General features: G+C 40.5%; 26 protein-coding genes and 2 other annotated features. Of the genes, 21 read left to right on the top strand and 5 right to left on the bottom strand.

The genetic code is table 11. The features are described from left to right. Nucleotides 1–28 precede the first annotated feature (28 nt). The 8 genes from galU (at nt 29) to LPB68_RS08785 (ending at nt 6,584) form a co-directional block, all read left to right on the top strand. A complete protein-coding gene (gene galU / locus LPB68_RS08815) occupies nt 29–934 on the top strand; it encodes a UTP--glucose-1-phosphate uridylyltransferase GalU (protein WP_068661474.1) in 906 nt (301 codons plus the stop codon). Further along, entirely contained in the window at nt 935–1,633 is a 699-nt protein-coding gene (locus LPB68_RS08810) for a sugar transferase (protein ID WP_068661380.1), read from the top strand. It begins immediately after the preceding gene. A gap of 44 nt (nt 1,634–1,677) precedes the next feature. Further along, nucleotides 1,678–3,018, top strand: a complete 1,341-nt coding sequence (locus LPB68_RS08805; protein WP_068661379.1) for a UDP-glucose dehydrogenase family protein — start codon at nt 1,678–1,680, stop codon at nt 3,016–3,018. Between the two features lie 35 nt (nt 3,019–3,053). Beyond that, complete coding sequence (locus tag LPB68_RS08800; protein ID WP_068661378.1) at nt 3,054–4,010, top strand: LCP family glycopolymer transferase; 957 nt, start codon at nt 3,054–3,056, stop codon at nt 4,008–4,010. A gap of 21 nt (nt 4,011–4,031) precedes the next feature. Next, complete coding sequence (locus LPB68_RS08795) at nt 4,032–4,490, top strand: DUF1854 domain-containing protein (RefSeq protein WP_068661377.1); 459 nt, start codon at nt 4,032–4,034, stop codon at nt 4,488–4,490. 147 nt (nt 4,491–4,637) lie between these two features. Further along, nucleotides 4,638–4,814, top strand: coding sequence for a hypothetical protein (locus LPB68_RS22745; protein WP_157756249.1), 177 nt, complete (start codon nt 4,638–4,640; stop codon nt 4,812–4,814). Between the two features lie 74 nt (nt 4,815–4,888). Then, a complete protein-coding gene (locus LPB68_RS08790) occupies nt 4,889–5,809 on the top strand; it encodes an ABC transporter ATP-binding protein (protein WP_068661473.1) in 921 nt (306 codons plus the stop codon). Next, on the top strand, nt 5,793–6,584 hold the full coding sequence (locus LPB68_RS08785) for an ABC transporter permease (protein ID WP_232510322.1): 792 nt from the start codon (nt 5,793–5,795) through the stop codon (nt 6,582–6,584). The genes LPB68_RS08790 and LPB68_RS08785 overlap by 17 nt, the downstream gene beginning before the upstream one ends. A 79-nt stretch (nt 6,585–6,663) precedes the next feature. Here the strand turns inward: LPB68_RS08785 and LPB68_RS08780 are convergent, their stop codons facing one another. Together LPB68_RS08780 and LPB68_RS23705 are read right to left on the bottom strand one after the other, a co-directional pair. After that, a complete protein-coding gene (locus LPB68_RS08780) occupies nt 6,664–7,074 on the bottom strand; it encodes a bactofilin family protein (protein WP_068661375.1) in 411 nt (136 codons plus the stop codon). Between the two features lie 234 nt (nt 7,075–7,308). After that, the gene (locus tag LPB68_RS23705; RefSeq protein ID WP_068661374.1) at nt 7,309–8,307 is read right to left on the bottom strand and encodes a M23 family metallopeptidase; all 999 of its coding nucleotides are present in this window, start codon (nt 8,305–8,307) and stop codon (nt 7,309–7,311) included. A gap of 168 nt (nt 8,308–8,475) precedes the next feature. Between LPB68_RS23705 and cls the strand changes: the two genes are divergently transcribed. The 4 genes from cls to LPB68_RS08760 all read left to right on the top strand — a co-directional run bounded on the left by cls (nt 8,476) and on the right by LPB68_RS08760 (nt 11,487). Beyond that, nucleotides 8,476–9,903, top strand: coding sequence for a cardiolipin synthase (gene cls / locus LPB68_RS08770; protein WP_068661373.1), 1,428 nt, complete (start codon nt 8,476–8,478; stop codon nt 9,901–9,903). Between the two features lie 148 nt (nt 9,904–10,051). Then, nucleotides 10,052–10,966, top strand: a complete 915-nt coding sequence (locus tag LPB68_RS08765; RefSeq protein ID WP_068661372.1) for a YitT family protein — start codon at nt 10,052–10,054, stop codon at nt 10,964–10,966. Nucleotides 10,967–11,111: 145 nt separating this feature from the next. Continuing rightward, nucleotides 11,112–11,261: a hypothetical protein gene (locus LPB68_RS23130; protein ID WP_198402190.1), complete on the top strand. Its 150-nt coding sequence runs from the start codon at nt 11,112–11,114 to the stop codon at nt 11,259–11,261. A 34-nt stretch (nt 11,262–11,295) separates the two neighbouring features. Then, on the top strand, nt 11,296–11,487 hold the full coding sequence (locus LPB68_RS08760) for an H-type small acid-soluble spore protein (protein ID WP_068661371.1): 192 nt from the start codon (nt 11,296–11,298) through the stop codon (nt 11,485–11,487). Nucleotides 11,488–11,792: 305 nt separating this feature from the next. Here the strand turns inward: LPB68_RS08760 and LPB68_RS08755 are convergent, their stop codons facing one another. Together LPB68_RS08755 and LPB68_RS08750 are read right to left on the bottom strand one after the other, a co-directional pair. Next, nucleotides 11,793–12,836 carry a Gfo/Idh/MocA family protein gene (locus LPB68_RS08755; RefSeq protein WP_082865868.1) on the bottom strand — a complete coding sequence of 348 codons (1,044 nt, stop codon included), beginning with the start codon at nt 12,834–12,836 and terminating at the stop codon, nt 11,793–11,795. A gap of 66 nt (nt 12,837–12,902) precedes the next feature. Then, the gene (locus tag LPB68_RS08750; protein WP_068661369.1) at nt 12,903–13,790 is read right to left on the bottom strand and encodes a sugar phosphate isomerase/epimerase family protein; all 888 of its coding nucleotides are present in this window, start codon (nt 13,788–13,790) and stop codon (nt 12,903–12,905) included. A 126-nt stretch (nt 13,791–13,916) separates the two neighbouring features. Here LPB68_RS08750 and LPB68_RS08745 point away from each other — a divergent pair, with 126 nt between their 5' ends. The 7 genes from LPB68_RS08745 (at nt 13,917) to LPB68_RS08715 (ending at nt 20,681) form a co-directional block, all read left to right on the top strand. Next, entirely contained in the window at nt 13,917–14,807 is an 891-nt protein-coding gene (locus tag LPB68_RS08745; RefSeq protein ID WP_068661368.1) for an AraC family transcriptional regulator, read from the top strand. A 105-nt stretch (nt 14,808–14,912) separates the two neighbouring features. Next, nucleotides 14,913–15,401 carry a tRNA (adenosine(37)-N6)-threonylcarbamoyltransferase complex ATPase subunit type 1 TsaE gene (gene tsaE, locus LPB68_RS08740; RefSeq protein WP_068661472.1) on the top strand — a complete coding sequence of 163 codons (489 nt, stop codon included), beginning with the start codon at nt 14,913–14,915 and terminating at the stop codon, nt 15,399–15,401. Continuing rightward, on the top strand, nt 15,398–16,177 hold the full coding sequence (gene tsaB / locus LPB68_RS08735) for a tRNA (adenosine(37)-N6)-threonylcarbamoyltransferase complex dimerization subunit type 1 TsaB (protein WP_068661367.1): 780 nt from the start codon (nt 15,398–15,400) through the stop codon (nt 16,175–16,177). Before tsaE ends, tsaB begins: the two co-directional genes overlap by 4 nt. A gap of 13 nt (nt 16,178–16,190) precedes the next feature. Then, a complete protein-coding gene (rimI, locus tag LPB68_RS08730; RefSeq protein WP_068661366.1) occupies nt 16,191–16,706 on the top strand; it encodes a ribosomal protein S18-alanine N-acetyltransferase in 516 nt (171 codons plus the stop codon). A 4-nt stretch (nt 16,707–16,710) separates the two neighbouring features. Beyond that, nucleotides 16,711–17,763 carry a tRNA (adenosine(37)-N6)-threonylcarbamoyltransferase complex transferase subunit TsaD gene (gene tsaD, locus LPB68_RS08725; RefSeq protein WP_068661365.1) on the top strand — a complete coding sequence of 351 codons (1,053 nt, stop codon included), beginning with the start codon at nt 16,711–16,713 and terminating at the stop codon, nt 17,761–17,763. Nucleotides 17,764–17,842: 79 nt separating this feature from the next. Then, nucleotides 17,843–18,168: a binding site (T-box leader), on the top strand. A gap of 43 nt (nt 18,169–18,211) precedes the next feature. Continuing rightward, nucleotides 18,212–18,497: a binding site (T-box leader), on the top strand. Between the two features lie 67 nt (nt 18,498–18,564). Further along, nucleotides 18,565–20,091 carry a 2-isopropylmalate synthase gene (locus LPB68_RS08720; RefSeq protein WP_068661364.1) on the top strand — a complete coding sequence of 509 codons (1,527 nt, stop codon included), beginning with the start codon at nt 18,565–18,567 and terminating at the stop codon, nt 20,089–20,091. 95 nt (nt 20,092–20,186) lie between these two features. Then, nucleotides 20,187–20,681 (top strand): GNAT family N-acetyltransferase, encoded by a 495-nt coding sequence (locus LPB68_RS08715; RefSeq protein ID WP_068661363.1) that lies wholly within the window; start codon nt 20,187–20,189, stop codon nt 20,679–20,681. A gap of 325 nt (nt 20,682–21,006) precedes the next feature. Here the strand turns inward: LPB68_RS08715 and abc-f are convergent, their stop codons facing one another. Further along, nucleotides 21,007–22,953 (bottom strand): ribosomal protection-like ABC-F family protein, encoded by a 1,947-nt coding sequence (gene abc-f / locus LPB68_RS08710; RefSeq protein ID WP_068661362.1) that lies wholly within the window; start codon nt 22,951–22,953, stop codon nt 21,007–21,009. 193 nt (nt 22,954–23,146) lie between these two features. Between abc-f and LPB68_RS08705 the strand changes: the two genes are divergently transcribed. Further along, entirely contained in the window at nt 23,147–23,776 is a 630-nt protein-coding gene (locus LPB68_RS08705; RefSeq protein WP_162274309.1) for a 5-formyltetrahydrofolate cyclo-ligase, read from the top strand. Between the two features lie 36 nt (nt 23,777–23,812). Continuing rightward, complete coding sequence (locus LPB68_RS08700; protein WP_068661360.1) at nt 23,813–24,298, top strand: MogA/MoaB family molybdenum cofactor biosynthesis protein; 486 nt, start codon at nt 23,813–23,815, stop codon at nt 24,296–24,298. The last annotated feature ends 19 nt before the right edge of the window (nt 24,299–24,317 follow it).

Genomic DNA, 24,317 nt, shown 5'->3' with positions numbered 1-24,317 from the left:
AAAAGATAGAAGGATAGGGTGAAAAATGATGAGAAAAGTAAGAAAAGCAATTATTCCAGCAGCTGGTTTAGGTACCCGGTTCTTACCTGCCACTAAGGCGATGCCGAAGGAAATGCTACCCATCGTTGATAAACCTACGATTCAATACATCGTTGAAGAGGCAATCGCTTCTGGTATTGAGGACATTATTATTGTAACCGGCAAGGGGAAGAGGGCGATCGAAGATCACTTCGATAATGCATTCGAACTAGAACAAACACTCATTGGGCAAGGAAAGCTAGAATTACTAGAAGAAGTTCGTAAATCTTCAAATGTAGATATTCATTATATTAGACAGAAAGAAGCTAAAGGGCTAGGTCATGCGGTATGGTGTGCTAGAAACTTTATCGGAGATGAACCGTTTGCTGTACTACTTGGTGATGATATTGTTGTATCAGAAGTACCTTGCACAAGGCAGTTAATTGAGCAATACGAGATCATGGGACGCTCTATTGTAGGTGTACAGACCGTTTTACCTCAGCATACTCATCGTTATGGCATTATAGACCCTCTGAACCCACAAGGTAGATTAAATTCAGTTCATCGATTTGTTGAAAAACCAGCACAAGGGTCGGCCCCTTCTAATCTTGCGATTATGGGTAGGTATGTATTATCACCGGAAATATTTCAATATTTAGATGAACAAAGAATTGGTGCTGGTGGAGAAATTCAGTTGACTGATGCCATCCAATTACTGAATGAACATCAAGGAGTATACGCTTATGATTTCGAAGGTATCCGTTACGATGTAGGGGAGAAGCTAGGGTTTATTTTAACAACCTTGGATTTCGCCCTTCAGAATAGTGAATTAAGACTCCCAATGTTAGCTGCTCTCGAAGAATTAATGGAGAAACAAACAACACAACAATCGTTGATGGGTAGGGGGCGGATATAAATGATTCCAACATCTCAAAGGAATGAAGTTGAGTTGCTCCTTGAGAAACACTTATCTTACCCACATGTAGTACCTAAACGTTCCCATTCTGATAAATCATATATATTCATGAAGAGAATGATGGATATAATGGGTGCTCTAGTGGGTCTCCTCTTTATGTCCCCTTTATTTGTATTTATAGCGTTACTTATTAAAATAGAAGATCCCAAAGGGCCTGTTTTCTTTCATCAAATTCGTGTAGGTAAAAATGAGAGAAGATTTCATATGTTCAAATTCCGCTCGATGGTCTCAAATGCAGAAGACTTACTTGATGAGTTACTCGATCAAAATGAAGTCAGTGGAGCCATGTTTAAGATGAAGAACGATCCTCGTATTACAAAAATCGGAAAAGTCATTCGCAGAACAAGTATAGATGAATTACCTCAACTATGGAATGTTCTTCGTGGAGATATGAGCATGGTAGGTCCTAGACCACCTTTAGTTAGAGAGGTTGAGAACTATACCTCATATGACAAACAAAGGCTTCGTGTAACACCCGGTTGTACAGGTCTTTGGCAAGTAAGTGGTAGAAATAGTGTTGGATTTGAAGAAATGGTGGAACTGGACATTCAATATATAGAGCGGAGAAGTATTTGGTATGATCTTCGAATTATTCTCAGAACGGTAAGAATGTTATTAAGAGCCAAAGATGCATTCTAAGGATTGCATTATAGATACATAAGAAATAATAGAGGAGTGAGTTTATGAGAATAGCAGTGATAGGTACAGGATATGTTGGATTAGTATCAGGTGTTTGCTTTTCGGAAATTGGGAATCATGTGGTATGTGTAGATAATGATTCCAGTAAAGTGGAGTTACTACGGAATGGAGAAATTCCTATCTACGAACCTGGTCTTCAAGAATTAGCGCAACATAATGTCGCAGCGGGTAAACTATCATTTACAACTGATATTGGGGAAGCTGTAAGGAATTCAGAAATGATCATCATTGCTGTTGGAACTCCCTCATTGCCGAATGGAGAAGCTAATCTGAGCTATATTGAGCAGGTTGCTAAAGAGATTGGATCTGTGATGGATGAATATAAAATAGTGGTGACAAAGAGTACGGTTCCTGTCGGAACGAACTATAAGGTAAAGGAATGGATTAGTGAATTAACAGATCATCCATTCGATATCGTGTCTATACCAGAATTTCTTCGAGAAGGCACGGCGATCAAGGATACATTATTCCCTGATCGTGTTGTCATCGGAGTTGATAATCCGAAGGTGATAGAAACTTTGGTGAATCTTCATAAATCTTTAACGGATCATATCGTGATCACGGATATTCGCTCAAGCGAAATGATCAAATATGCTTCCAATGCATTCCTGGCTACTAAAATCTCATTTATTAATGAGATTGCAAACATATGTGAAAAGGTTGGAGCTGATGTAACGAAGGTGGCGGAAGGTATGGGATATGACAAGCGTATCGGACCTTCTTTTCTCCAAGCTGGAATTGGTTATGGGGGCTCCTGTTTCCCAAAAGACACAGAAGCACTTATTCAAATCGCTGGGAATGTAGATTATGAGTTTAAACTACTAAAGTCAGTTGTTGAAGTGAATAAGGATCAACGATTTAATGTCATCCATAAGCTAGAGGATGCACTTGGGACATTGAATGGTCAGAGAATAGGGGTTTGGGGATTAGCTTTTAAGCCTAATACAGATGATGTTCGAGATGCACCCGCGATTGATATTATCAGTACTCTAATCAAGAAGGGTGCATATGTTCAAGCCTATGATCCGATCGCTGTTGATAACTTTAGAAATATATTTGATGCACCAGAGATCGAATGGTCGAAGAGCGCTTTAGAAGCGGCTAAGGATTGTGACGCTATCTGCTTATTAACAGAATGGTCAGAGTTCGCAGTCATTGAACTTGTAGAACTTGCGTCTGTCATGAAGCAATCTATCATGATTGATGGTCGAAATGTATATGGTTCAGAGGAAATCGCGAGTTCACCCTTTAGGTATTACTCGGTTGGCCGACCAAACTTAAGTACGATCGTTGACGATATACGTGAAACATCTGTCCTCCATTAAACTTTATCTAAATGAAGTATAAAGGGGAAAACTTCATGAAACGATGGGTAAAAATAGTTTTGATAGCGTTATCATTATTTATTTTCATTATAGTTGGATATGGAATCTATTTATATGTATCTGTGAAATCGACTGTTAATGCGATCTATGAACCCAGAGAGCCTAGTGAACCCAGTGAATCGATACAGACAACTACTAACACAATAAGTACGGATACTCAGGGCAGTAGGACGGTAAGAATGGATAAGCAGGAATCTTTCACGGTACTAGTTATGGGGGTAGATCAGCGAGAGAACGATGTCGGTCGCTCTGATACGTTGATAGTTCTAAGTGTGAACCCATCCAAAGAATCCATTCTTATGTTCAATATTCCAAGAGATACACGAACTGAAATTATAGGGTATGGTACGACAGATAAAATCAATCACGCCTACGCTTTTGGTGGAGTGAATATGACTATTCAGACTGTGGAGAATTTCCTTGACATGCCAATTCATTATTACATTAAGGTTAACATGGAGGGTTTTAGCCAAATTATAGATTTACTGGGCGGAGTAGAAGTTGAGAATTCATTTTCTTTTCAGTATTTAGGTTATGAATTCGCAGAAGGGCATTTAGAATTAAGTGGTGATGAAGCACTTGCTTATTCGCGTATGCGCTATGATGATCCGCGTGGTGATTTCGGACGTAACACCAGACAACGTGAGATCCTGAAGCAAATAATAAAGAATGCTCTTAAGGTTACGAATATCGTACATGTCAAATCCATGATTGATGAAGTTGGGAACAATGTAAAAACAGATATAACCTTCGATGAGATGAAAAAGTTTCTAACAGATTATCGCTCCGGTCTGAATCAGATTGAAACGTTTGAGTTAAACGGCCAAGGCAAGAAGATAAATGGGATATATTATTACGTTATTGAATCTTCAGAGAAAGAACGAGTCCATCAATTAATTGAAGAGCATCTACAGACAGTAGAGAATCAGTGAAGTAAGGAGGAAGTGGAATATTTGATAGAGCTGATGAGGAACGCTGTTGGGACACTTGAAATGAATAAAGACGGAAAGCATTATAGCGGTGTAAAATTGATTCGAATATTTCCATTGACCATGCCTAGTCAATATATTTCAGTTCGCTCAGAAGCTGATGTGGAAATTACAATAATAGAAGATCTTTCAGGATTAGAAGAGAAGAGTAGGAATGAGGCAGAGCAAGAACTTCAGCGGTATTATGTGGTTCCTACTATCGTGAATATTATTTCTTTAAAGCGAGATAGTAAAGAATGGTTATGGGAGATTAACACTAATTATGGTAGAATTAGCTTTCGAATGAATGAAATGGTTGAAAATTTACATCCAATGAGCCCAATAAGTTGGTTACTGACGAGTACCGATGGTCGCAGATTTATTATTTCTGATATTGAAAAATTGGATGAAGGCAGTCGAAAATTGTGGGCTAAATTACATTAACCAACTTCAATATTCAAAGGAAATCCTTGACAATATACTGGATGTCAAGTAAATTACTGTTAATGATACATATTGTATCTTATAAGGCATGATCAGTAGATTTTGTCGAATTACAGGGATGAATCCTTTGAGGGGTAGGTTTTTTTGATGATGGAAGGATTTCAGTTTTTCTGTGTGTTTTGTGAGCAGCTTGTTTCGGTAGATAAGGCAACTGTCATTTTTAAAACAGGATTTTATCAGTATGAGATCTCCATGGGATATTGCTCTGAATGTGAAGTTATCGGCTGTAAACCAAGTAGTGATTTCCAAATTATAGATAATTGAGCGAATAATGTGCTAAACTACATAGAGACTAATCCATGGTCTATGTGCTAGTTATCTTTAAAGGGGTGAATAATATGGAACAGGAACCGGTTGTTCGGTTCGAGGACGTCTCTAAGATGATTTCCTCAAAGGCAATCATAGACAACCTCAACCTAGAAATTGAACCGGGACAAGTATTTGGATTTCTTGGACCGAATGGAGCGGGGAAGACCACGACAATTCGAATGATGGTGGGCTTAATATCGATTAGCCGGGGAGATATTAAGATAAGTGGGCATAGTATTAAGGATAATTTTGAAGCAGCTATAGCGAATGTTGGAGCTATTGTTGAGAATCCTGAAATGTACAAATATTTGAGTGGCTATCAGAATTTACGACATTTTGCTCGAATGATGCCTGGTATTACGAAACAACGAATCATAGAAGTTATTTCTCTTGTGGGACTCGATAATAGAATCCATGACAAGGTTAAAACGTACTCACTTGGAATGAGACAGAGATTAGGGGTAGCTCAAGCGATTTTGCATAATCCGAAATTACTTATTTTGGACGAACCTACAAATGGACTAGATCCTCAAGGTATTCGTGAACTACGTGATTATCTTAGGAACCTTTGTAAAATTGAAGGTACGACGGTATTCGTATCAAGCCACTTACTATCTGAGATGGAACTCATGTGTGATAGCGTGGCTATTATTCAGAATGGGCGATTAATTGATGTTCGTAAATTGAAGAATGATGTAGGCGTGGCCGTAACCGCAACTGAAATAGCATTTGAGGTTGATCAGACTGAAACTGCTGCAGAATTACTGGGTATCATTCAGATTGATCGAGTAGAGAATAATCAGCTTATATTAAAGGTATCTCGTGAAGAAGCGGCTGATATTAATGCACGATTCGTTCAAGCAGGCATCAAAGTATATAGTATACAAGAAGTTTCTCGTTCGCTCGAGGATCAATTCTTGGAGATGACAGGAAGTGAGCAAATTGGCTAGCTTCTACCAACTAGTATTAAATGAAAATATGAAAATATATTACCGCATTCGTACATGGATCATGTTGAGTATTATAGTTATCTTTAGTGCGTTGATGCCGTTTGTGTTTTCTCTGATAGGTGGACAGGAACAAAGTAATGTCTGGGAAGTTACTGTTCTTTCGATGTCCTTTACATTTTTTCTGAATATTATATTTAGTGTTGTTATTGCAGCTGATTCGGTTGCTAGTGAATTTTCTGGAGGAACGATTAAGTTGCTTCTGATTCGTCCTTGGAGTCGCTCGAAAATTCTATTGTCTAAATATATTTCAGTTATATTATTTAGTCTATTGAGCACCCTATTACTTTTTGGAATATCATTTCTCTCTTCTAATATTTGGTTCGGTTACGAGGGGAACTTAGGCCTTAACTCTAGTTCTTGGAGTGATATGACTTACACGTTCATGACATTCGGTGCTAATTATATTGAACTATTGCTAATCATTACGATCGCATTTATGATATCGACCTTATTTCGTTCCAATACTTTTGCGATCTCTATGTCATTATTGATCTTGTTCACTAAAGATATCCTCTTGGCTATTCTAAATCCAGATAAGTACGAATGGATGGATTATGTCATATTCACACATATGAATTTAAGCGGATATATTAATTCATCTATTGGACCGGGAGGGTCAACATTTCTCTTCTCAATAGTGATACTAGGAGTATACTACGTTGTGTTCATGCTACTAGCATGGGTAGCATTTAACAAACGAGATGTTTCGACATAAAAGGGTATTTTTTTTCGCAGAAAGGGCTGTACCATCCTTTTAATAAAAAAGGGAGGTACAGCTCTTTCTTATTAGATGATCAACTAACTTCTGATTGTAAAAATCGTGAATCGATATCTTTGGATGTCTCAGATTCTGTCGTTGAGTTCATGGTACTTGTACCACTTAATGATCCACCTTCCATAATAATAAGAGAGGTAGCAGATACATCACCAAACATATGACCTGTAGGTGTAATCGTAAGCCGTCCCGCCGCAGCAATATCTCCGTACACCTTACCTGCAATAATAACTTCTTTAGCTTGAATGTTAGAACGAGCTACTGCATTTTCACCAACAACTACCTCTCCTTGACTCTCTATTTCACCATTAAACTTCCCTTCAATTCGTAGGTTAGACTCACAGTGCAACTTTCCAGTCATCTCTGAGCCTTGTCCAATAAGCGTATCCATCGTTTTGTTCTGTTTGTTATTCCGTCTTGATCGCGTCATACTGCACCTCCTAAAAGTTTTTGAGCGTTACTTCTCGAGTAATCTTCGAAAAAACTAGCATCGTAAGCATAAACCAAGTCTTTTTTATTGATTTACATCTAGTTATGCATCGAAAAAGACTCGCTTCGTAAGCATAAACTAAGTTTATGAGCATTACTTCTTGCTATATACTTCGAATAAACTAGCATCGAAAGCGTAACTTAGTTTTTGGAGAGCATAACCCTCCTGATAAGTTTATTTAATGTAGTTCAATGGGTTTACGACATTGTTCTTCTTTTCAACTTGAAAGTGCAGATGAGCACCGGTGCTTCGCCCAGTATTTCCAAGTTCTCCTATCACTTCACCCTTAGATATTCGATCTCCTACAGATACTTTAATGTCGCTTAAATGCATATATGAAGTCTGTAACCCATCCGGGTGCTGAATCTTTATATAGAGACCGCGAGCACCTTGTTTATCAGCTTCAAGGACTGTTCCTGCGCCTGCGGCATAGATGGGATCCCCTGTATCTCCTGAAATGTCAATCCCTGCGTGATAAGCGGCTACTCCCGTAAATGGATCTTTCCTATAACCGAAACTCGAGGAAATAACATGGGAGGAAGTAGGCCATATATTCGGAATTCCTGCTAACATATTTTGAGTCTCTTGTGCTTTTTCAATTGTACGAGGTACATTGCTCTCCATGGTATCGAGTAACTTACGGAGATCTTCATAGTCATCCTTGATCTCTTCGGAGAGATTGATAATGTCGCTAGTGGATACAGCTATGAACTCACCGCCTACATGCATAGGGAGATCGTTAGTTAAGTTACTTTGGGTGGTCATATAACTACTGTCACTATCAGTCAGCATGCTCGTATCGTTCTTCTTAATAAATTGCTGCAACTCTTGTTCTAATTCATGGACACGTTGCATTTTGTCTTTCATATCTTGAGCTTCTGAAGATAACTGAATAATTTCATTTTGTAATCTGGAAATGGCTTCTTCTCGATTGATGACTGTAATCTCCATCTGATGATGGGTCACGTTCTGATGGTTCAATTGTTGCTCCATTCGAGTGATCAATTGTGAAGATTGGACCTGCATAGAAATAATAAGGCCCGAAAGGGACAAGATAGCAACAGTGGGAACAAGAATGAGTAAAGGCTTTGAGAGTTGTACTTGCTTAACGGCATGTTGTGCATCACGAACAATTAGTAACGTTAATGGCTGTTTAAATTTTATGCTTTTCATAGCCGCTCCTTTCTATTCACTAAGGTGAAGAAATGGGATAGCTCGTTTATATACTATTTATTCTATGGTTTAGCTAAACATGCCAAAATGTCTTGAATAAATCTCTAAAATGTTGGTTAATGCTGTACGGTACAGTGAATCTTTGTTGAAAAGGAGGATATCAAACGAATGTGGTTGATTATTATATTATTTGTTTTTATCGTTCAGGTTGCTATTGTTCTGATTATTGAATATCGAAATCCTGCCAAAGCACTCGCATGGATATTAATATTATTTTGTTGTCCTCTGGTTGGATTTATAGTCTATTACTTTGTAGCGAAGGAATATAATATACATAAAAAGACTCGTTCAGTAAAAGCAAGTCAAGTGCAGGACATTCGCGATCATTTATGGCAGGTGGCTAATATTGTCGAGAGTGTTGAAGATATGAAGAATAGTGATTTTATATACAACAAGCGGTTATTTGACTATATATCTCAAATTCCAGGCAGTCCTATAACAGGAAGTAATAAAAGCCAGATCCTTACGGATGGACAAATAGCTTATCATGCGATGCTTGAGGCAATGGAATCTGCTGAGAATCACATAAATGTGGAATTCTACATTTTTAGGCCAGATATGATTGGAACTGAATTTCAAGATGTGATGATTCGGAAGTCACAAGAGGGAATCAAGGTACGGGTACTTTGTGATGGGATTGGGAGTTACCACTTGAAACGATCATTTATACAGCGATTTAAAGAGACTGGTGTTGAATTTCATTTCTTCCTTCCGCCTATTATAGCTATGGTTGATCGCCGAATAAATTACCGTAATCATCGCAAAATTGTAATTGTTGATGGAAAAAAGGGGTTCGCAGGGGGACTTAATGTAGGTGATGACTATTTGGGATTATACCCAAAAGTAGGGTTCTGGCGTGATACTCACTTGCAGCTAGAAGGTGATGCGGTGTATTTCCTACAGACTATATTTCTTCATGATTGGAGGTTAGCTTCAAATGAGCACCTGATGGACCTCTCATTCTTCCCAGAACATCAATGTCGTGAGGATCAGCAAGTTCAAATACTGAGTAGTGGACCAGACCAAATACGTGATGCCTTGCAAGAGATGTGCTTCACTGCAATAGCAATAGCTAAAGAAAGGATCTGGATTACATCTCCCTATTTCATCCCTGATCCAGGTATTAATGAAGGCCTCAAAACAGCAGCACTTAGCGGTGTAGATGTAAGAATTATTATCCCTTGGAAGCCAGATTCGCTATGGGTCCATCTTGCAACTCTGTCTTATGTGGAAGAATTGTTAGAGGTAGGGGTTCAATTCTATCAATACCGCAAAGGATTCATTCATGCGAAAATCATCATCGCTGATGAAATTCTAGCCTCTGTAGGAACAGCGAATATGGATATGCGAAGTTTCTTCAGTAATTTCGAACTGACTGCGGTGTTATTTGACTTGGCAACGATCCAACGGATTGAGAAAGATTTCGAGGAAGATATGCAGAACAGTACAGAAATGCAGCTTAGCACTTTTAAGTCTAGACCTCTTCTGCAGAAAGGTGGAGAAGTCTTTTGTCGTATTTTGTCACCATTATTATGAATTTAAAAATGATGAAAGATTAATTATTTTATATCAATAAGATATATTTTTCAATAAAATAGCTGCTGTTTTCTAAAATTGCGTAGGATGCTGTGATATAATATTAGTCATACAACATAAGGATGTGGATAATTATAGGGGGAATTGGATGAGTAAGGGGATAAAGAGAGTTAAAAAAGTAGTTCCTGCAATAACGAATATACCACCAAGCACACAACCTTCAATAGGGAAACAGCTATTTAGATTTCTAATGATGGTGATTGGAGCAAGTCTTGTCGCCGTTGCTCTGGAAATTTTCTTAGTACCCAATGATATTATTGATGGCGGTATTACAGGGTTGTCTATTATGGCATCGCATTTTTCCGGATTACCATTAGGAATATTTCTAACACTTTTTAATCTTCCATTTTTATTTCTTGGCTATAGACAAATTGGTAAGACCTTTGCATTATCGACGTTATTCTCTATCATTGTAATGTCTATAGGTACCTATCTATTGCATCCTGTACAAGCGTTTACAAGTGATCCATTACTAGGTTCCGTATTCGGTGGCGTAATTCTAGGGGTTGGTGTAGGTCTTGTAATTCGTGCAGGTGGGTCAACAGATGGTACAGAGATTGTCGCTATTCTTTTGAGCAAGAAATCATCATTCTCGGTTGGCGAAGTTGTTATGTTTATTAATGTGTTCATCCTAAGTAGTGCTGGATTTGTTTTTGGATGGGACCATGCTATGTATTCTCTTATTGCTTATTACATTGCTTTCAAATTGATTGACGTAACCAATGAAGGTGTAGATCAATCGAAGTCAGTCTGGATTATTAGTGAGAAATACAAAGAAATTGGTGATGCATTAACTCAACGGCTTGGACGTGGAGTAACCTATCTAGAGGGTGAAGGCTCATACTCTGGAGAGAGTAAAAAGGTTATCTTCGTTGTTATTACTCGGCTTGAAGAAGCTAAGTTAAAAACGATTGTATCTGATTGGGATAGTAATGCATTCGTTGCCATTGGTAACATTCACGATGTCAAAGGCGGACGCTTCAAGAAGAAAGCGATCCATTAACTCATATAGTGTGAATACAAATAAACCCTGAGAGTTTTCTCTGGGTTTATTTGTGTTTGCAGTTGAAGTGCATGACAGAATATAACATGGGGTATATTGAGTAGGAGAAATACAAACCACCATAAGTAGATAAGGGAAAGATAAAATGATGAATGATACAGATGATGAAGATTATTTAATGGAAATTAATCGGATGGTAAATGAAGGACTGGGAGGCGGAGAAGTAACGATAGATAATGGGTATATCGGCGAGATACCGCTAGAACAGTTGCTAGAAGATAGTGAAAGAGAGTGAAATTAGAGTAGAAGTTATGAAAGGAGCAAAAATGATGGATGTTAAAAGAGCAATGGATATCTTCAACGATAAAGCGACGATTGCTGTTCAATTAGATGGTGAAGATCCAGTCTGGATAGAGCATGTGGATGAAGTTCATGGTATGGCTACCGTGCAGGTGGGGTCACGTCCGACCAATACGCACACGGTGAGTGTAGATCGGCTTGCTGAAGTAGAGAAATTGTAACGGATCAAAGTTGAAGTAATAAGAGGTTCAAATTGTACTAGAATAAGATGAAAGGCTCGAACTGCGTATGTATGATGCAGCTTCGGGTCTTTTTCTAATTAGAAGAAAGTATACTTTTTACGCTAATTAAATACACTTACTGCAGCTAGTCGGCTAAGCGACGGGGATCGGGGAGTACCTCAGTTCTGGTGAATGCATGGGTCTCCAGTATTCGTTCCTCGACCCATCAACAGTTGCAAAAGTGGATAGGGAGCGAAGAGTCCACGTTCAACTTATAAATTCGCGCCCCATCATTTGAACATAATTCAAGGAATATCCATGAAGTCAGCGACCAGTACTTTGCGACCGGTCTTTGCACTTTCAAGGGCAGCAAGGACCATTGCCATGCTATATATATTGTCGCTGCAGTCTGTTTCTGGTTTACGACCATCTTCAAGTGAAGCGAACATCTCATCCAGACAGCCTTGGTGGAACGTGTGCTTCATGTCAACAAGCTTGCCCTTTACTCGTTCGTAATTACGAATGAAATTACCGGACTGATCGCCAGCAGCAACCACCTCCGCATACGGTTCTCCAAGACCATCCCAGATTGCTGTACCATGCTCACCCGTCACTCGCCAGGATGCTTCCCATGATGTAGGCACGCCTTCAGCACACCACGAACCACGGTAGTTAAATACTGAGCCATCAGACATTTCATAGATGCAGATAGCCATTGCATGACCTGCATACCAAGAACCGGGGGGATTGAATTCATGGCAGTAGACGGATACCGGATCTGCGCCACCAATGAACCGCGCTTGATCGAATGTATGAATCGCCATATCGAGTAGCAACGGACTTTCCATAGCATCACGAAAGCCGCCGAAATGTGCACCGATAAAAAAGTCTGCTCCCATGAAGCCCAGTTTGCCAATAGTTCCTTCATTGATAAGATTACGGTATGCACGTATGCGCGGATCGAAGCGGCGATTCTGCATGACGGCATGTGTCTTACCAGCCAACTCCGAAATGCGAACGATATCGACGCAATCCCCCATAGACTCTGCCAACGGTTTCTCGGCAAAGACATGACATCCAAGTTCAAGCGCAGATCTACTCACCGTATAGTGACTGGACGGAATCGTAACATCAAAGACTATGTTCGCTCCGGTATCTATAATAGCTTGTTTAAGATCTGTAAATGTCGGGCAAGTTAGATCTTTGCGTTCCGCCATTGCCATTGCGAACTGCTCCTTAATATCAACTAATCCAACAATCTCCGTATCTGCTCTACCCTTCGCATAGTCCACCCATGTATTGGCCATCCCGCCGCAACCGGCTATGATCACTCGATGCTTTATTGTCACAGTCATCAACCTCCCCTTCTCGTTGTGCCCCTTAATAAAGATTGTCCCCAATCACCTAGTGAATGCTTATACTGGATTTGGAACAAAGTCTCCACCACGGCAGTGTTTCAAATAATTCAAGCCATGCACTTGACCGGTCATTTCCAATTCATCCCGATAGACTGGATCATGCCAGCCCTCGATATCAATGGTTCCTTGATAGCCATTCTGTCTGAGAATCGTAATAATATCCGACCAATTGGTATCGCCAAAGCCAGGTGTCCGATGCCAAACGAATGGTTCCTTTCCATGCACACCTTGCTCTTTGACAACATCCCATGCAATTGTTGCATCTTTACCATGTACGTGGAACACTTTGTTGACCCATTTGCGTAGCTGTGGAATGGGATCAATTAAGCTCACCATTTGATGACAAGGCTCCCACTCTAATCCAATATTATCTTCAGGAACGGCATTGAACATCAACTCCCAAGCTACTGGGTTATGTGCAATATTCCAATCACCAGTTGCCCAAGTTCCTCCCATATCACAGTTCTCAAAAGCAATACGAACACCTTTATCCGCCGCTCTGCGTGTCAACTCTCCGAATACTTCCTTGAATTTAGGAATAGATTCATCAATCGATTGCCCAGTGAGACGACCTGTGAACCCGGATACAATGTTCGTTCCGAATAGATGTGCATGATCAATGAGACGTTCCCAACTTGCAAGCGTGTCAGCATTATCTCCTTCGCCTGTTAATGGATTGCCAAAAACACTAATTGCTGATATTACAAAATCATGCTCGTCCGCAAGCGCACGTAAACGCTTCGCCATTTCTGTAAGATCTGTATCCCCTGTCGTTTGCCAAAAGGTCGGGTTGAAGGATTCGAATCCATGCGATACGATTTGTGGAATAACCTGAACTGCGTTTCCGCCCTGAACTAGTGTCCCAATGCGTAATTTATTATCCATCCTTGTATATCACTCCAATATTGTCTTATAGTATTGATAACATCTCCATTATAGCCAGGAGATTTAGTAATTACTCTACTCAATCTTGTGCAATACTAGTCTAATCTTGTGGTGGTGAAGAAGAATATGACCTATCCAATGGAACTTTGGGAAAATACTCGGCTCGAGCATTCAATATATCCATTTCAACTCTTCCAGAATCATCATTCCGCTAAAATGAACGACTGTATTCTCTATTTACACTGGCATGAGCATTTCGAGATCATCGTCATGCGTAAAGGTAGAGCCCAATTCCATATCGACAGCCGCCCCTATACGGTTATGGCGGGAGACGTTGTCATTATTCCGGGTGGTAGTCTGCATGTTGGATACTCACTAAACGATGGAGACGTGAACTATGACTGTGTTGTCTTGAATGCTTCGCTATTCAATGATTGGATGAATGATCCGGTACATGTACAGTATGTTTCCCCCTACTTAGAGGGACGGCAGCGATTTCCAGTTAAACCAGCTGATCATGATGAGGTATGTGCAAATTATTACCCTATATTGAATGAGGCCATAGCGGAGCTTGCAGCAAAGGCTCCCGCTTATCAACTTGTAGTTAAGTCGAAACTACATGTACTATTTACGTTATTATCACGTACGTTCATGCCACTTCAGTTGGATGACAAACCTGTAGAGGGATATTTCCCAAATTATGAGCGGTTTAAGTTACTGATCCAACGTTTGGAGTCTAATTTGCCCGAGAAGTTAACGGTCGAACAGGCTGCAAAGGAGGTCAGTCTTAACCCGTACTACTTCTGTAAACTATTCAAGCGATTAACTGGTCGAACTTTTATTGAATATGTGAATATCTGTAGAATGAATGAGGCTAAGCGGTTGCTCCTTGAGAGTAATGATTCAATAACAGAGATCGCATCCAAGGTTGGATGCGGGAATCCGAATTACTTCACCAAACTATATAAGAAGTATATGGGCAAGACTCCTTCAATAACGAGGAGATCATTGGAGTGAGTCGAAAGTGGGTATATGCTCAGTTCTTGCGGGTGTTAGCATAGACCGATATAATAAAGGTCAAGTTATGTTGGAAATGTGCATGAAGGTGGGTTCATCATGGAAATGAGTCATTATAAAGAGCAATTTGTTTATACTTCTTATCAGCTACAAGATACGGAGGCACTTGCGGTGTGGCTTGCTGATGCTGTTGTACCAGGTACAGTGATTGGACTGGATGGGGATTTAGGAGCAGGGAAGACGGCTTTTTCACAACAATTTGCTAAGCATTTAGGGGTTAAGGGAATCGTTAATAGTCCCACATTTACAATTATTAAAGAATACGAAGGTAAAATGCCTTTTTATCATATGGATGTGTATCGTCTTTCGATAGAAGAAGCAGATGAACTTGGATTAGATGAATATTTCTATGGTAAGGGAGTATGTCTAGTGGAATGGTCTCAAATCATAAGTGATTTGCTACCTACGGCTCACTTGCATTTATCGATTGCGACCACGGGATCTGATCAACGCGAAATTACGATTCATGGGTTAGGTGAACCCTATGAGAACTGGTGCCGTAACCTGAAACAGAATGGAGTCTTTAAGTTATGAGTAAAACACAGAAGATAGAACCACAACGGATCTTGGCCTTAGACACTTCTACAACATCCTTAACTGTAGCGGTAATGGAGAACGGTCAGGTACTACATGAGATGAGCGAGTTGGGTGAAAGAAATCATTCGATTCGAATACTGTCAATTGTGGAGGAAGTTCTGAAGATATCGGGAACAGTGAATTCACAACTGAAAGGTATTGCAGTTGGAATAGGACCGGGATCTTATACAGGAACAAGAATAGCTGTTACTGCAGCTAAAACGTTAGCTTGGGCGTGGAATATACCTGTTGTGGGAATATCTAGCCTTCATTCTGTAGCTTATGGTGGTTATTCTGAAGCGATTCATGTAGAAGGCAGGAATCAATTGAATTGGATTGTTCCGTTGATGGATGCGAGACGGGGGCAGGTATACACTGCGCTGTTCAGTACATCTGATGATCATATACCGAATCGGCTTGAGCCGGATGCAATCCGCTTAATGGAGCAGTGGGTAGAAGGGTTGGCGAAGCGACTAGAAACGCTGTCGGATCCGGACAAGCTAGTTAGTCTCTGGTTCGTTGGTGATATTAATCTCCATAAGGAAGTAGCCGAACGGCTAAGAGGATATCTGGGTGATAGGCTTCATATTGTTCCATATGATTTGAATGCACGCTTTGTTGGATTGTTAGGTGAGCAAAGGCTTAACCAAGGCGAGATGGATGATTTGCATGCACTGATACCGAATTATACTCAACTTACTGAAGCGGAAGCCAATCTCCTTCGTAAGCCTTGAAGGGAGCTAGGTTATGATAACAGAGCAGTTCAATAAGCAGGAGTATGAGGATATCTCCTTTCGAGCGATGAAGCTTGAGGATGTTCCTGCGATTATGATCATAGAGCATGAAGCATTTACACTACCATGGACAGAAACAGCTTTTCATAATGAATTAACGAATAATCACTTTGCTAAATATATCGTTATGGAGAACAATGGGTTACCTGTTGGTTATGCGGGAATGTGGACGATTGTCGATGAAGCACATATAACGAATATTGCTATTCTAGAGGAATACCGTGGACGTAAATTAGGGGATCGACTGTTAGATGAATTAATAAAGACAGCTTACCAATCAGGAATGGAAAGAATGACACTAGAAGTTAGGGTATCTAATAGAATTGCCCAGAGATTGTACGCTAAAAAAGGATTCAAAGCAGCAGGAATTCGTAAAGGCTACTATTCGGATAATCATGAGGATGCGATGATTATGTGGGCAGAATTGCCACGAAATAAGGAGTATGGTAGTTGGGAAGGAAGCGTATAGATTCATGAGTATAGATCAGACTAATTATAGTCCGTGTTATATATTAGCTATTGAGACAAGCTGTGATGAAACAGCTGTAGCTGTCGTAAAGGATGGGCACGAGGTATTATCCAACATGATCTCAAGCCAAATCGAGACACATAAGGCATTTGGTGGTGTTGTGCCAGAAGTAGCATCGCGTAAGCATGTAGAGAGTATCACCCTTATGATCGAAGAGGCGGTGACAGCTTCTGGAATTCCGATGAAGGATTTGTCTGCGATAGCTGTGACACAAGGACCTGGTCTTGTAGGGGCTCTATTAGTTGGCGTTGTAGCTGCAAAGAGTTTATCTGTAGCTTTATCTAAACCGTTAATAGGTACACATCATATCGCAGGGCATATTTATGCGAATCGGCTAGTTGGAGATATCAAGTATCCATGTATGGCATTAGTTGTATCAGGCGGTCATACGGAGCTTGTCTATATGAAGCAAGAGGGTCATTTTGAAGTAATTGGTCAGACTAGGGATGATGCTGTGGGCGAGGCTTATGATAAAGTAGCACGTTCAATTGGTTTTCCTTATCCAGGTGGACCGCATGTTGACCGGGCAGCAATGGAGTCAGATGAATCGATAGACCTTCCACGTGCATGGTTAGAAGCGGGATCCTATGATTTCAGCTTCAGTGGGTTAAAATCCGCAGTACTAAATGTCATTAATCAACGTAAAATGCGTGGAGAAACACCGATCATCGGTGCTATTGCACGAGGGTTCCAAGAATCAGTTGTAGAAGTGCTCGTAACCAAAGCTATCCTAGCGGTGAAGGCTTATGGTGTGAAGCAATTATTATTATGTGGTGGGGTAGCGGCTAATCGTGGACTCCGAACTGAATTGCAACGGAAATGTGCTAAGGAAGGAATAGACTTATCGATTCCTCCTTTCGAATATTGTACGGATAATGCTGCGATGATTGGTGCTGCTGCGTATATCAAATGGCGAGAACAATACTTTACACCACTTGATATGAAAGCAGATCCGCAGCTCCCATTAGAAGAATGGGGTTCTAATAACATCGATTAATAAAAGAGTGCAAACTGAGAAATTTGTTTATTGACATTATCATCCCCTATGGATATAATAATAAAAATTTCAAATTTCAGTAAACGTGATGAACAAGAATAGTAAGGTGATCCGGACGATACAGAGAGCTGCGGGTTGGTGCAACGCAGTCGATGGGACCTGAACTCGCTTGGGAGCGGAGCGGTGGAACACTGTGAGTGATGATTCTCTCAGGTCCGGTAGTGCACGCCGGGTAAGTATACCGTTACGAAGGCCTCCGTAAGAGGGCAAGCCTAATAGTCCATTTTATCTATATGTAATTATGGCTGTAAGGTGTTTGAGTGGTTCTTCCGCCGATCCTATTATATGGGGAGGAAGGACAACAAGAGTGGTACCGCGAAGGGTGAACAGCCTGTCGTCTCTTGATATAAGAGATGGCAGGCTTTTTTGTATACAAAATTAGATATAAATAACGACCATGATCGGGAGTAGTAAAAGGGTAGTTGTCTTCAGAGAGCTGTGGAATTGGTGTAACACAGTGGCAGCCCCTTCGAATCTCGCCCGGGAGTCAAGTCCGTGGAAATTCAGCAGAAGTGTACACGGACTCGGATATCCACCGTTATAGGGATCTCTATATGAGTGGTTACACACAACCAGCATATAGAACAAAGTGGGGTGCTAACATGATTAATCATGTTATTATATAGCGCCAACAAGAGTGGTACCGCGGAGGGTGAAAGCCTGTCGTCTCTTAATATTTATTAGAGATGGCAGGCTTTTTATGTTTTTATTGCTCCACAAAAATTTCGGGAGGTTATTAAAATGCAAACACCAAAGATTTCGATTTTTGATACAACGCTTCGTGATGGAGAACAGGCGCCGGGTGCAAGTTTACAGCCAGATCAGAAAGTGCAGCTTGCTGCCAAGATTGTTGAGCTAGGTATCGATGTGTTGGAGCCGGGATTTCCCATTTCTAGCCCAGGAGAATTTGCTGCGGTGGAGACTATATCACGAAAGTTCCAGCAAGTCGAGATATGTGGATTTGCTAGAGCTCTAAAGGGAGATATAGATGCTGCGGTTCGAGCTACAAAGGATGCAGAACGTCGTCGTATTCATCTCTTTCTGTCGTCATCGGATATTCACCTGAAGTATCAATTGCGCAAGAGTCGGAAGGAGGTTGTGGCGATGGCACGGGAGATGACAGCTTACGCTAAGCAATTCAATGAACAGGTGGAGTTCACAGCCATGGACGCAGCACGTACAGGAATAGATGATCTCATTGAGATGATTGAGGTTGTGATCGAGGAAGGAGCGACCATGATCAATCTTCCAGATACCGTAGGATATGCACTCCCTCATGAGTATGGGGAAATGTTCCGCAAGGTTCGCGAGGGGGCAAGAGGTGGAGCTGGCGTTCGCTATAGTGCACATTGCCATAATGATTTGGGGCTGGCAGTTGCAAATAGTCTTGCTGCTATTCAGAACGGTGCATCTCAAATTGAAGTAACGGTGAATGGTGTGGGAGAACGAACTGGGAATTGTGCATTAGAGGAGCTGGTCATGGCTCTGGAAGTCAGAAAAGATGTATTGAATTATACAACGGGAATTTCGCTGGAGAAGATATATGGGACATCAAGGGCAGTTAGTAGTGCAATGCATTTCCCTATGGCATATAACAAGCCTATTGTAGGACGTAATGCCTTTCAGCATGAGTCCGGAATTCATCAAGATGGGCTTTTGAAGGACCTTAGCACATATGAGATTATGAGACCTGAATCACTAGGCATATCTCGGAATATGATTATCCTTGGTAAACATTCGGGTCGCCATGCCTTGAAGGATCGTGTAGCCCGTTATGGGGTGAAGTTGAACGAAGAAGAAATGGAAGTGCTCTATGGTACCTTCAAGGAAACTGCGGATCAATTGAAGATTGTCAGTGATGATCTACTATTGAAGATGGTCAGCCATACGACAGGAAAAAGGATACAGAACTTTGAACTTGGAGAAGTGCGTGTACAATCGAGTAGCGAAGAAGATCGGATCGCAACGGTTACACTACATCACCTACATGAAGATCGAGAATCTACTCATACGGCATCAGGTAAGGGGCCCCTGGAAGCATTGATTTCAGCGATATCAGATGGAATCGATGCAGATATTATTTTCGGTGATTTGGAAATGCATTCACTTAGTACAGGGGAAGAGGCACATGCTGAAGCAGCGGTAACAGTGGAATGGGAAGGTAAGAATTATCGAGGTACGGCCATTCATCAAGATATCGTAATGGCTGCTGGTCTTGCTTATGTTGCTGCTTGTAATAGTGCTCTTTCGATAATTTCTAAAGCCTAGTCAGTGAGTGAAGTGGGCACTCTTAGGCTAACAACCAGAGTGCCTGTTAAATGATAAAGTAGATATAAAAAGAGGGGGACTATGTAAGTAGTAGTGTGAATCTAAATTTCAGAGTATCTCAAGCAACGATTAATGATTTAAATGAACTAAGTGTTATTTTTGATTTATATCGCGTTTTTTATGAGCAAGTCTCTAATCAGGAAGAGGCAAGACAATTTTTATTTGATCGGTTTGAACATGCGGAGTCTATCATTCACATTGCTAGAGAGTCATCTGATAATCAAATTGTTGGGTTTGCTCAGCTGTATCCAACATTCTCATCGCTCTCGATGATGAGGTCTTGGGTTCTGAATGATCTATATGTTATTGAGGAATATCGTAAAAAGGGAGTTGCTAAGGAGTTATTACATCATGTGCAGGATTTTGCAATCAAGACGAGAGCAAAGGGAATTGCATTGTCAACGGGTCATGATAACAAGAAAGCACAATCCCTGTATGAATTTCTAGGTTATGTCAAGGATGATGAATTTCAGCAGTACTTCCTAACACTAAATTGTATGAACATCAATGAATCGGATGGATTAAATTGATTTGATCAGTCTTGTCAAGATGTGGACAAAGTTATCCACATATCCAGTGAAAATGTGTGTAAATGATTACATTACGGAATATATATAGCTTTGACGTAACTTTGAAACAGTGGATATTATTTTCATGGAAATTGTGGATAATGTGCATAACTCGGTGGATAAGAGATGGATTTTCAGAAGAATCTCTATTAAACCTAAAAAAATAGCCCTAAGGGCTATTTTTTAATGAGAGTTATGCAGGATTTCAGGGGATAACCTTGTGCATAACTTGAAATGTGACAAAAAAATATTTTTTGTAGTTTGATTTATCATTGCATAATTGTGATTAATCTATCGCTAGCTGTTCCCATTCGGCATATACTTCCTCAAGTGACTGCTTCTTTAATTCAACCATCTCCTGATGTTCTTGAAGGGCTATGTAATCTTGGAATATTTCAGGGAGAGCCATCTTCGCTTCAAGAGCTTGGATACTCTCTTCTAACGTGTGAATCTCTTCTTCCAAGACTACTAATCTACGTTGACGATTACGTTCTTCACGTTTAGCTAATTTATCTGCTTCAAAGGTCGAGGCTCCGGGTTTTTCAATAGAATCTGACCCGGGTTCAATCTTAGCTGTTTTTGCAGCGAGATCTTTAGCTTCCTGTTGGATTTCTGCGAGTTCTTGTTTCTTCTCAGTATAATCATCATAGTTTCCAAGGTAATGCTCTGTCCCATTAGAAGACAGTTCTACAATTCGCTCAGCCATCTTATTTAGGAAATAACGGTCATGCGATATAAATAATAGGGTACCCTCGAAATCGATCAATGCTGATTCTAGTACTTCTCTACTAAATAAGTCTAAATGGTTGGTAGGTTCATCAAGAATGAGCATATTGGATTCAAGAAGCATTAATTTGGCTAGTGCAACCCGTGCCTTTTCCCCACCACTGAGTGAAGAGACCTTCTTAAGTACATCCTCACCGCTGAACAGAAAGTTACCAAGTACAGTACGGATTCGTGCTTCCTCCATATGAGGATATTCGCTCCATAACTCTTCTAAGACGGTATTCGAGAAATTCAAATTTGTCTGCTCTTGATCATAGTACCCAATTTTTACTTTTGTGCCCCAATGAATCTGGCCTGCAGCAGGTTGAAGGGTTCCGAGCATGCATTTGAACAAGGTTGATTTTCCAATTCCGTTAGGACCGATTAGAGCTGCCGTTTCTCCACGGCGCATATCAAATGACACATGTTGAAATAGAGGGGCAGACGGATCAAAAGCAACAGATAAATCACTAACTTGGAGAACTTCTTTACCAGATGAGTATTCAACTTCAAAAGAAAAGCTGGCTTTCTTGAGCTCCCCTTGTGGTCTATCTAATCGTTCCATCTTCTCAAGGGCCTTCCGTCGACTCTGAGCTCTCTTTGTTGTTGAGGCACGTACTAGATTGCGTTGAACAAATGCTTCCATACGTGATATCTCATCTTGTTGTTTATCGTATTGCTTCAATTCGGCTTCGTACTCCGCAGCCTTAAGCTCAATATAGCGACTATAGTTACCTGTATAACGTTTAGATTGGTGGCGCTCGATTTCCACAATAGTAGTCACTAAGCGATCTAAGAAATAACGGTCATGTGATACAACTAGTAGCGATCCAGAGTAGGAACGTAAGTAATCTTCTAACCATGTTAAAGTAGCGATATCCAAGTGGTTCGTAGGTTCATCAAGCATCAGAAGATCAGGTGCTAGCAACAGTATCCGTGCTAACGCTAATCGCGTTTTCTGTCCACCGCTGAGTGTACTAATAGGCGTATCGGGTGCGAAATCTCCAAAGCCCATTCCGTGTAGAACGCTACGGATTTTGGTCTCCATCTCATAACCGCCATTGTCTTTGAACCAATCTGAGCGAACGGCATAACGATCCAATAAATCTTGATATTTCTTAGGATTCTCCATCAAATCAGGATCTGCAATCTGTTTCTCCATAGATCTTAGTTCTTGTTCAGCATCAATTAATGGGGTAAATACGTTAAGCATTTCCTCCCAGAGGGTTCGATCTGATTGAAGACCACTATTCTGTGCGAGGTATCCAATGGTGGTTTCTTTTGCCTTGAAAATTTGCCCTCCATCATAGGATATTTCTCCTGCAAGAATTTGTAGAAATGTGGACTTTCCAGCACCATTAACTCCTACAAGTCCGACTCTTTCCTTCTCGAGAATTTGTAGGTTAATTCCATCTAGAACGGGATGGACTCCGTACAATTTTTTTATTCCAGTGGCTTGAAGCAACATGCGGTAGAAACCTCCATCTTTATCCTTATATAATAGTTATTTTACATGAAAAGAAAGTAATACGCGACTTGTGAGTAGGACTTTCAAGCAATCTTGGCGAAAAGAAAGTAAGAGTGTTACACTATAATATAAATAATGGATAAAGAATCGTAGAATTAGATTGAGAATGTATAGAGAAAGCAGTTGCATGGGAATGAAAGTGAATAATGATTCTATATGTTGCGATAAAAAAACAATGCGTTTAAGAATGACTAAAGCACGAAACGAATTATCTGTGAATCAACGAGAACACTGGTCTAGCAAGGCCATTAGCTATTTAATAGAAGTATTCGAAACGATGAGAATAACGAATGCTCTCGTATATATCCCGTTTCGTTCTGAATTGGATACAAGATCCTTCATTGAATGGGGATGGGACAAGGGGATGAACATACTTGTTCCGCGTTGTAACCCTAGTGATTATTCTATGGAGATTTATTCTCTTAGCCATTGGGATGAATTATCACCAGGTGCCTATGGGATTGAGGAACCAGATCCGTTACTCCTGAATGCTCTAGATCTTCATTTTGTTCCAGAGGTGATTATCCTTCCAGGTCTAGCCTTTGATCCATTTGGAGGCAGGTTAGGTTATGGAAGTGGCTATTATGATCGGCTCTATGAGCGATTACAACCATGGATGGATCACAATAAACCTCCAATATTAATTGGGCTTGGGTATGGCATGCAGGTTGTGGATAAGGTTCCTATGGATGAGCATGATGCACCACTTCATATGCTCGTTACAGAGAAGGGTATTGTAGATATTAACAAGAATAATAAATGAATAATACTGATTTTAGTAGATAGGTAGGGTGATGAAATGATTTGGAAAACAGCGATCTTAACAGCCAGTGACAAGGGAGCTAGGGGGGAACGTGAAGATACAAGCGCCCAGGTCATCCGGGAGTTAGTGGAAGAGGAATTGGGTGGGGAGATTGTGGAATACCGAATTGTACCCGATGAACAGGATGAAATTATCGCATCACTCATTGAACTTACGGATTATTACAGGGCGGATCTTGTTCTGACAACAGGAGGTACAGAATTAGCAATTCGGGATGTGACACCAGAGGCAACGAGTAGGGTTATAGAGCGTGAAGTGCCGGGGATGTCAGAAGCAATGCGTAGTGCTTGGATGGAACGAAATCGTTCAGCTATGTTATTTCGAGGGATTTGCGGTATTCGGGGCCGTGCACTCATTGTTAATCTACCAGGTACTCCTAAAGGGGTACATGAATGTTTAGCAGCAATTATGGATCAGCTTCCTGAAGCATTGTTGATGGTAACAGGTCAATATCGTCAGTAATCTAACAGTTTCTACTTAT

The organism is Paenibacillus crassostreae (genome assembly GCF_001857945.1).
GTDB lineage: Bacteria > Bacillota > Bacilli > Paenibacillales > Paenibacillaceae > Paenibacillus_AQ > Paenibacillus_AQ crassostreae.
This window is presented reverse-complemented; position numbering and strand designations above follow the sequence as displayed.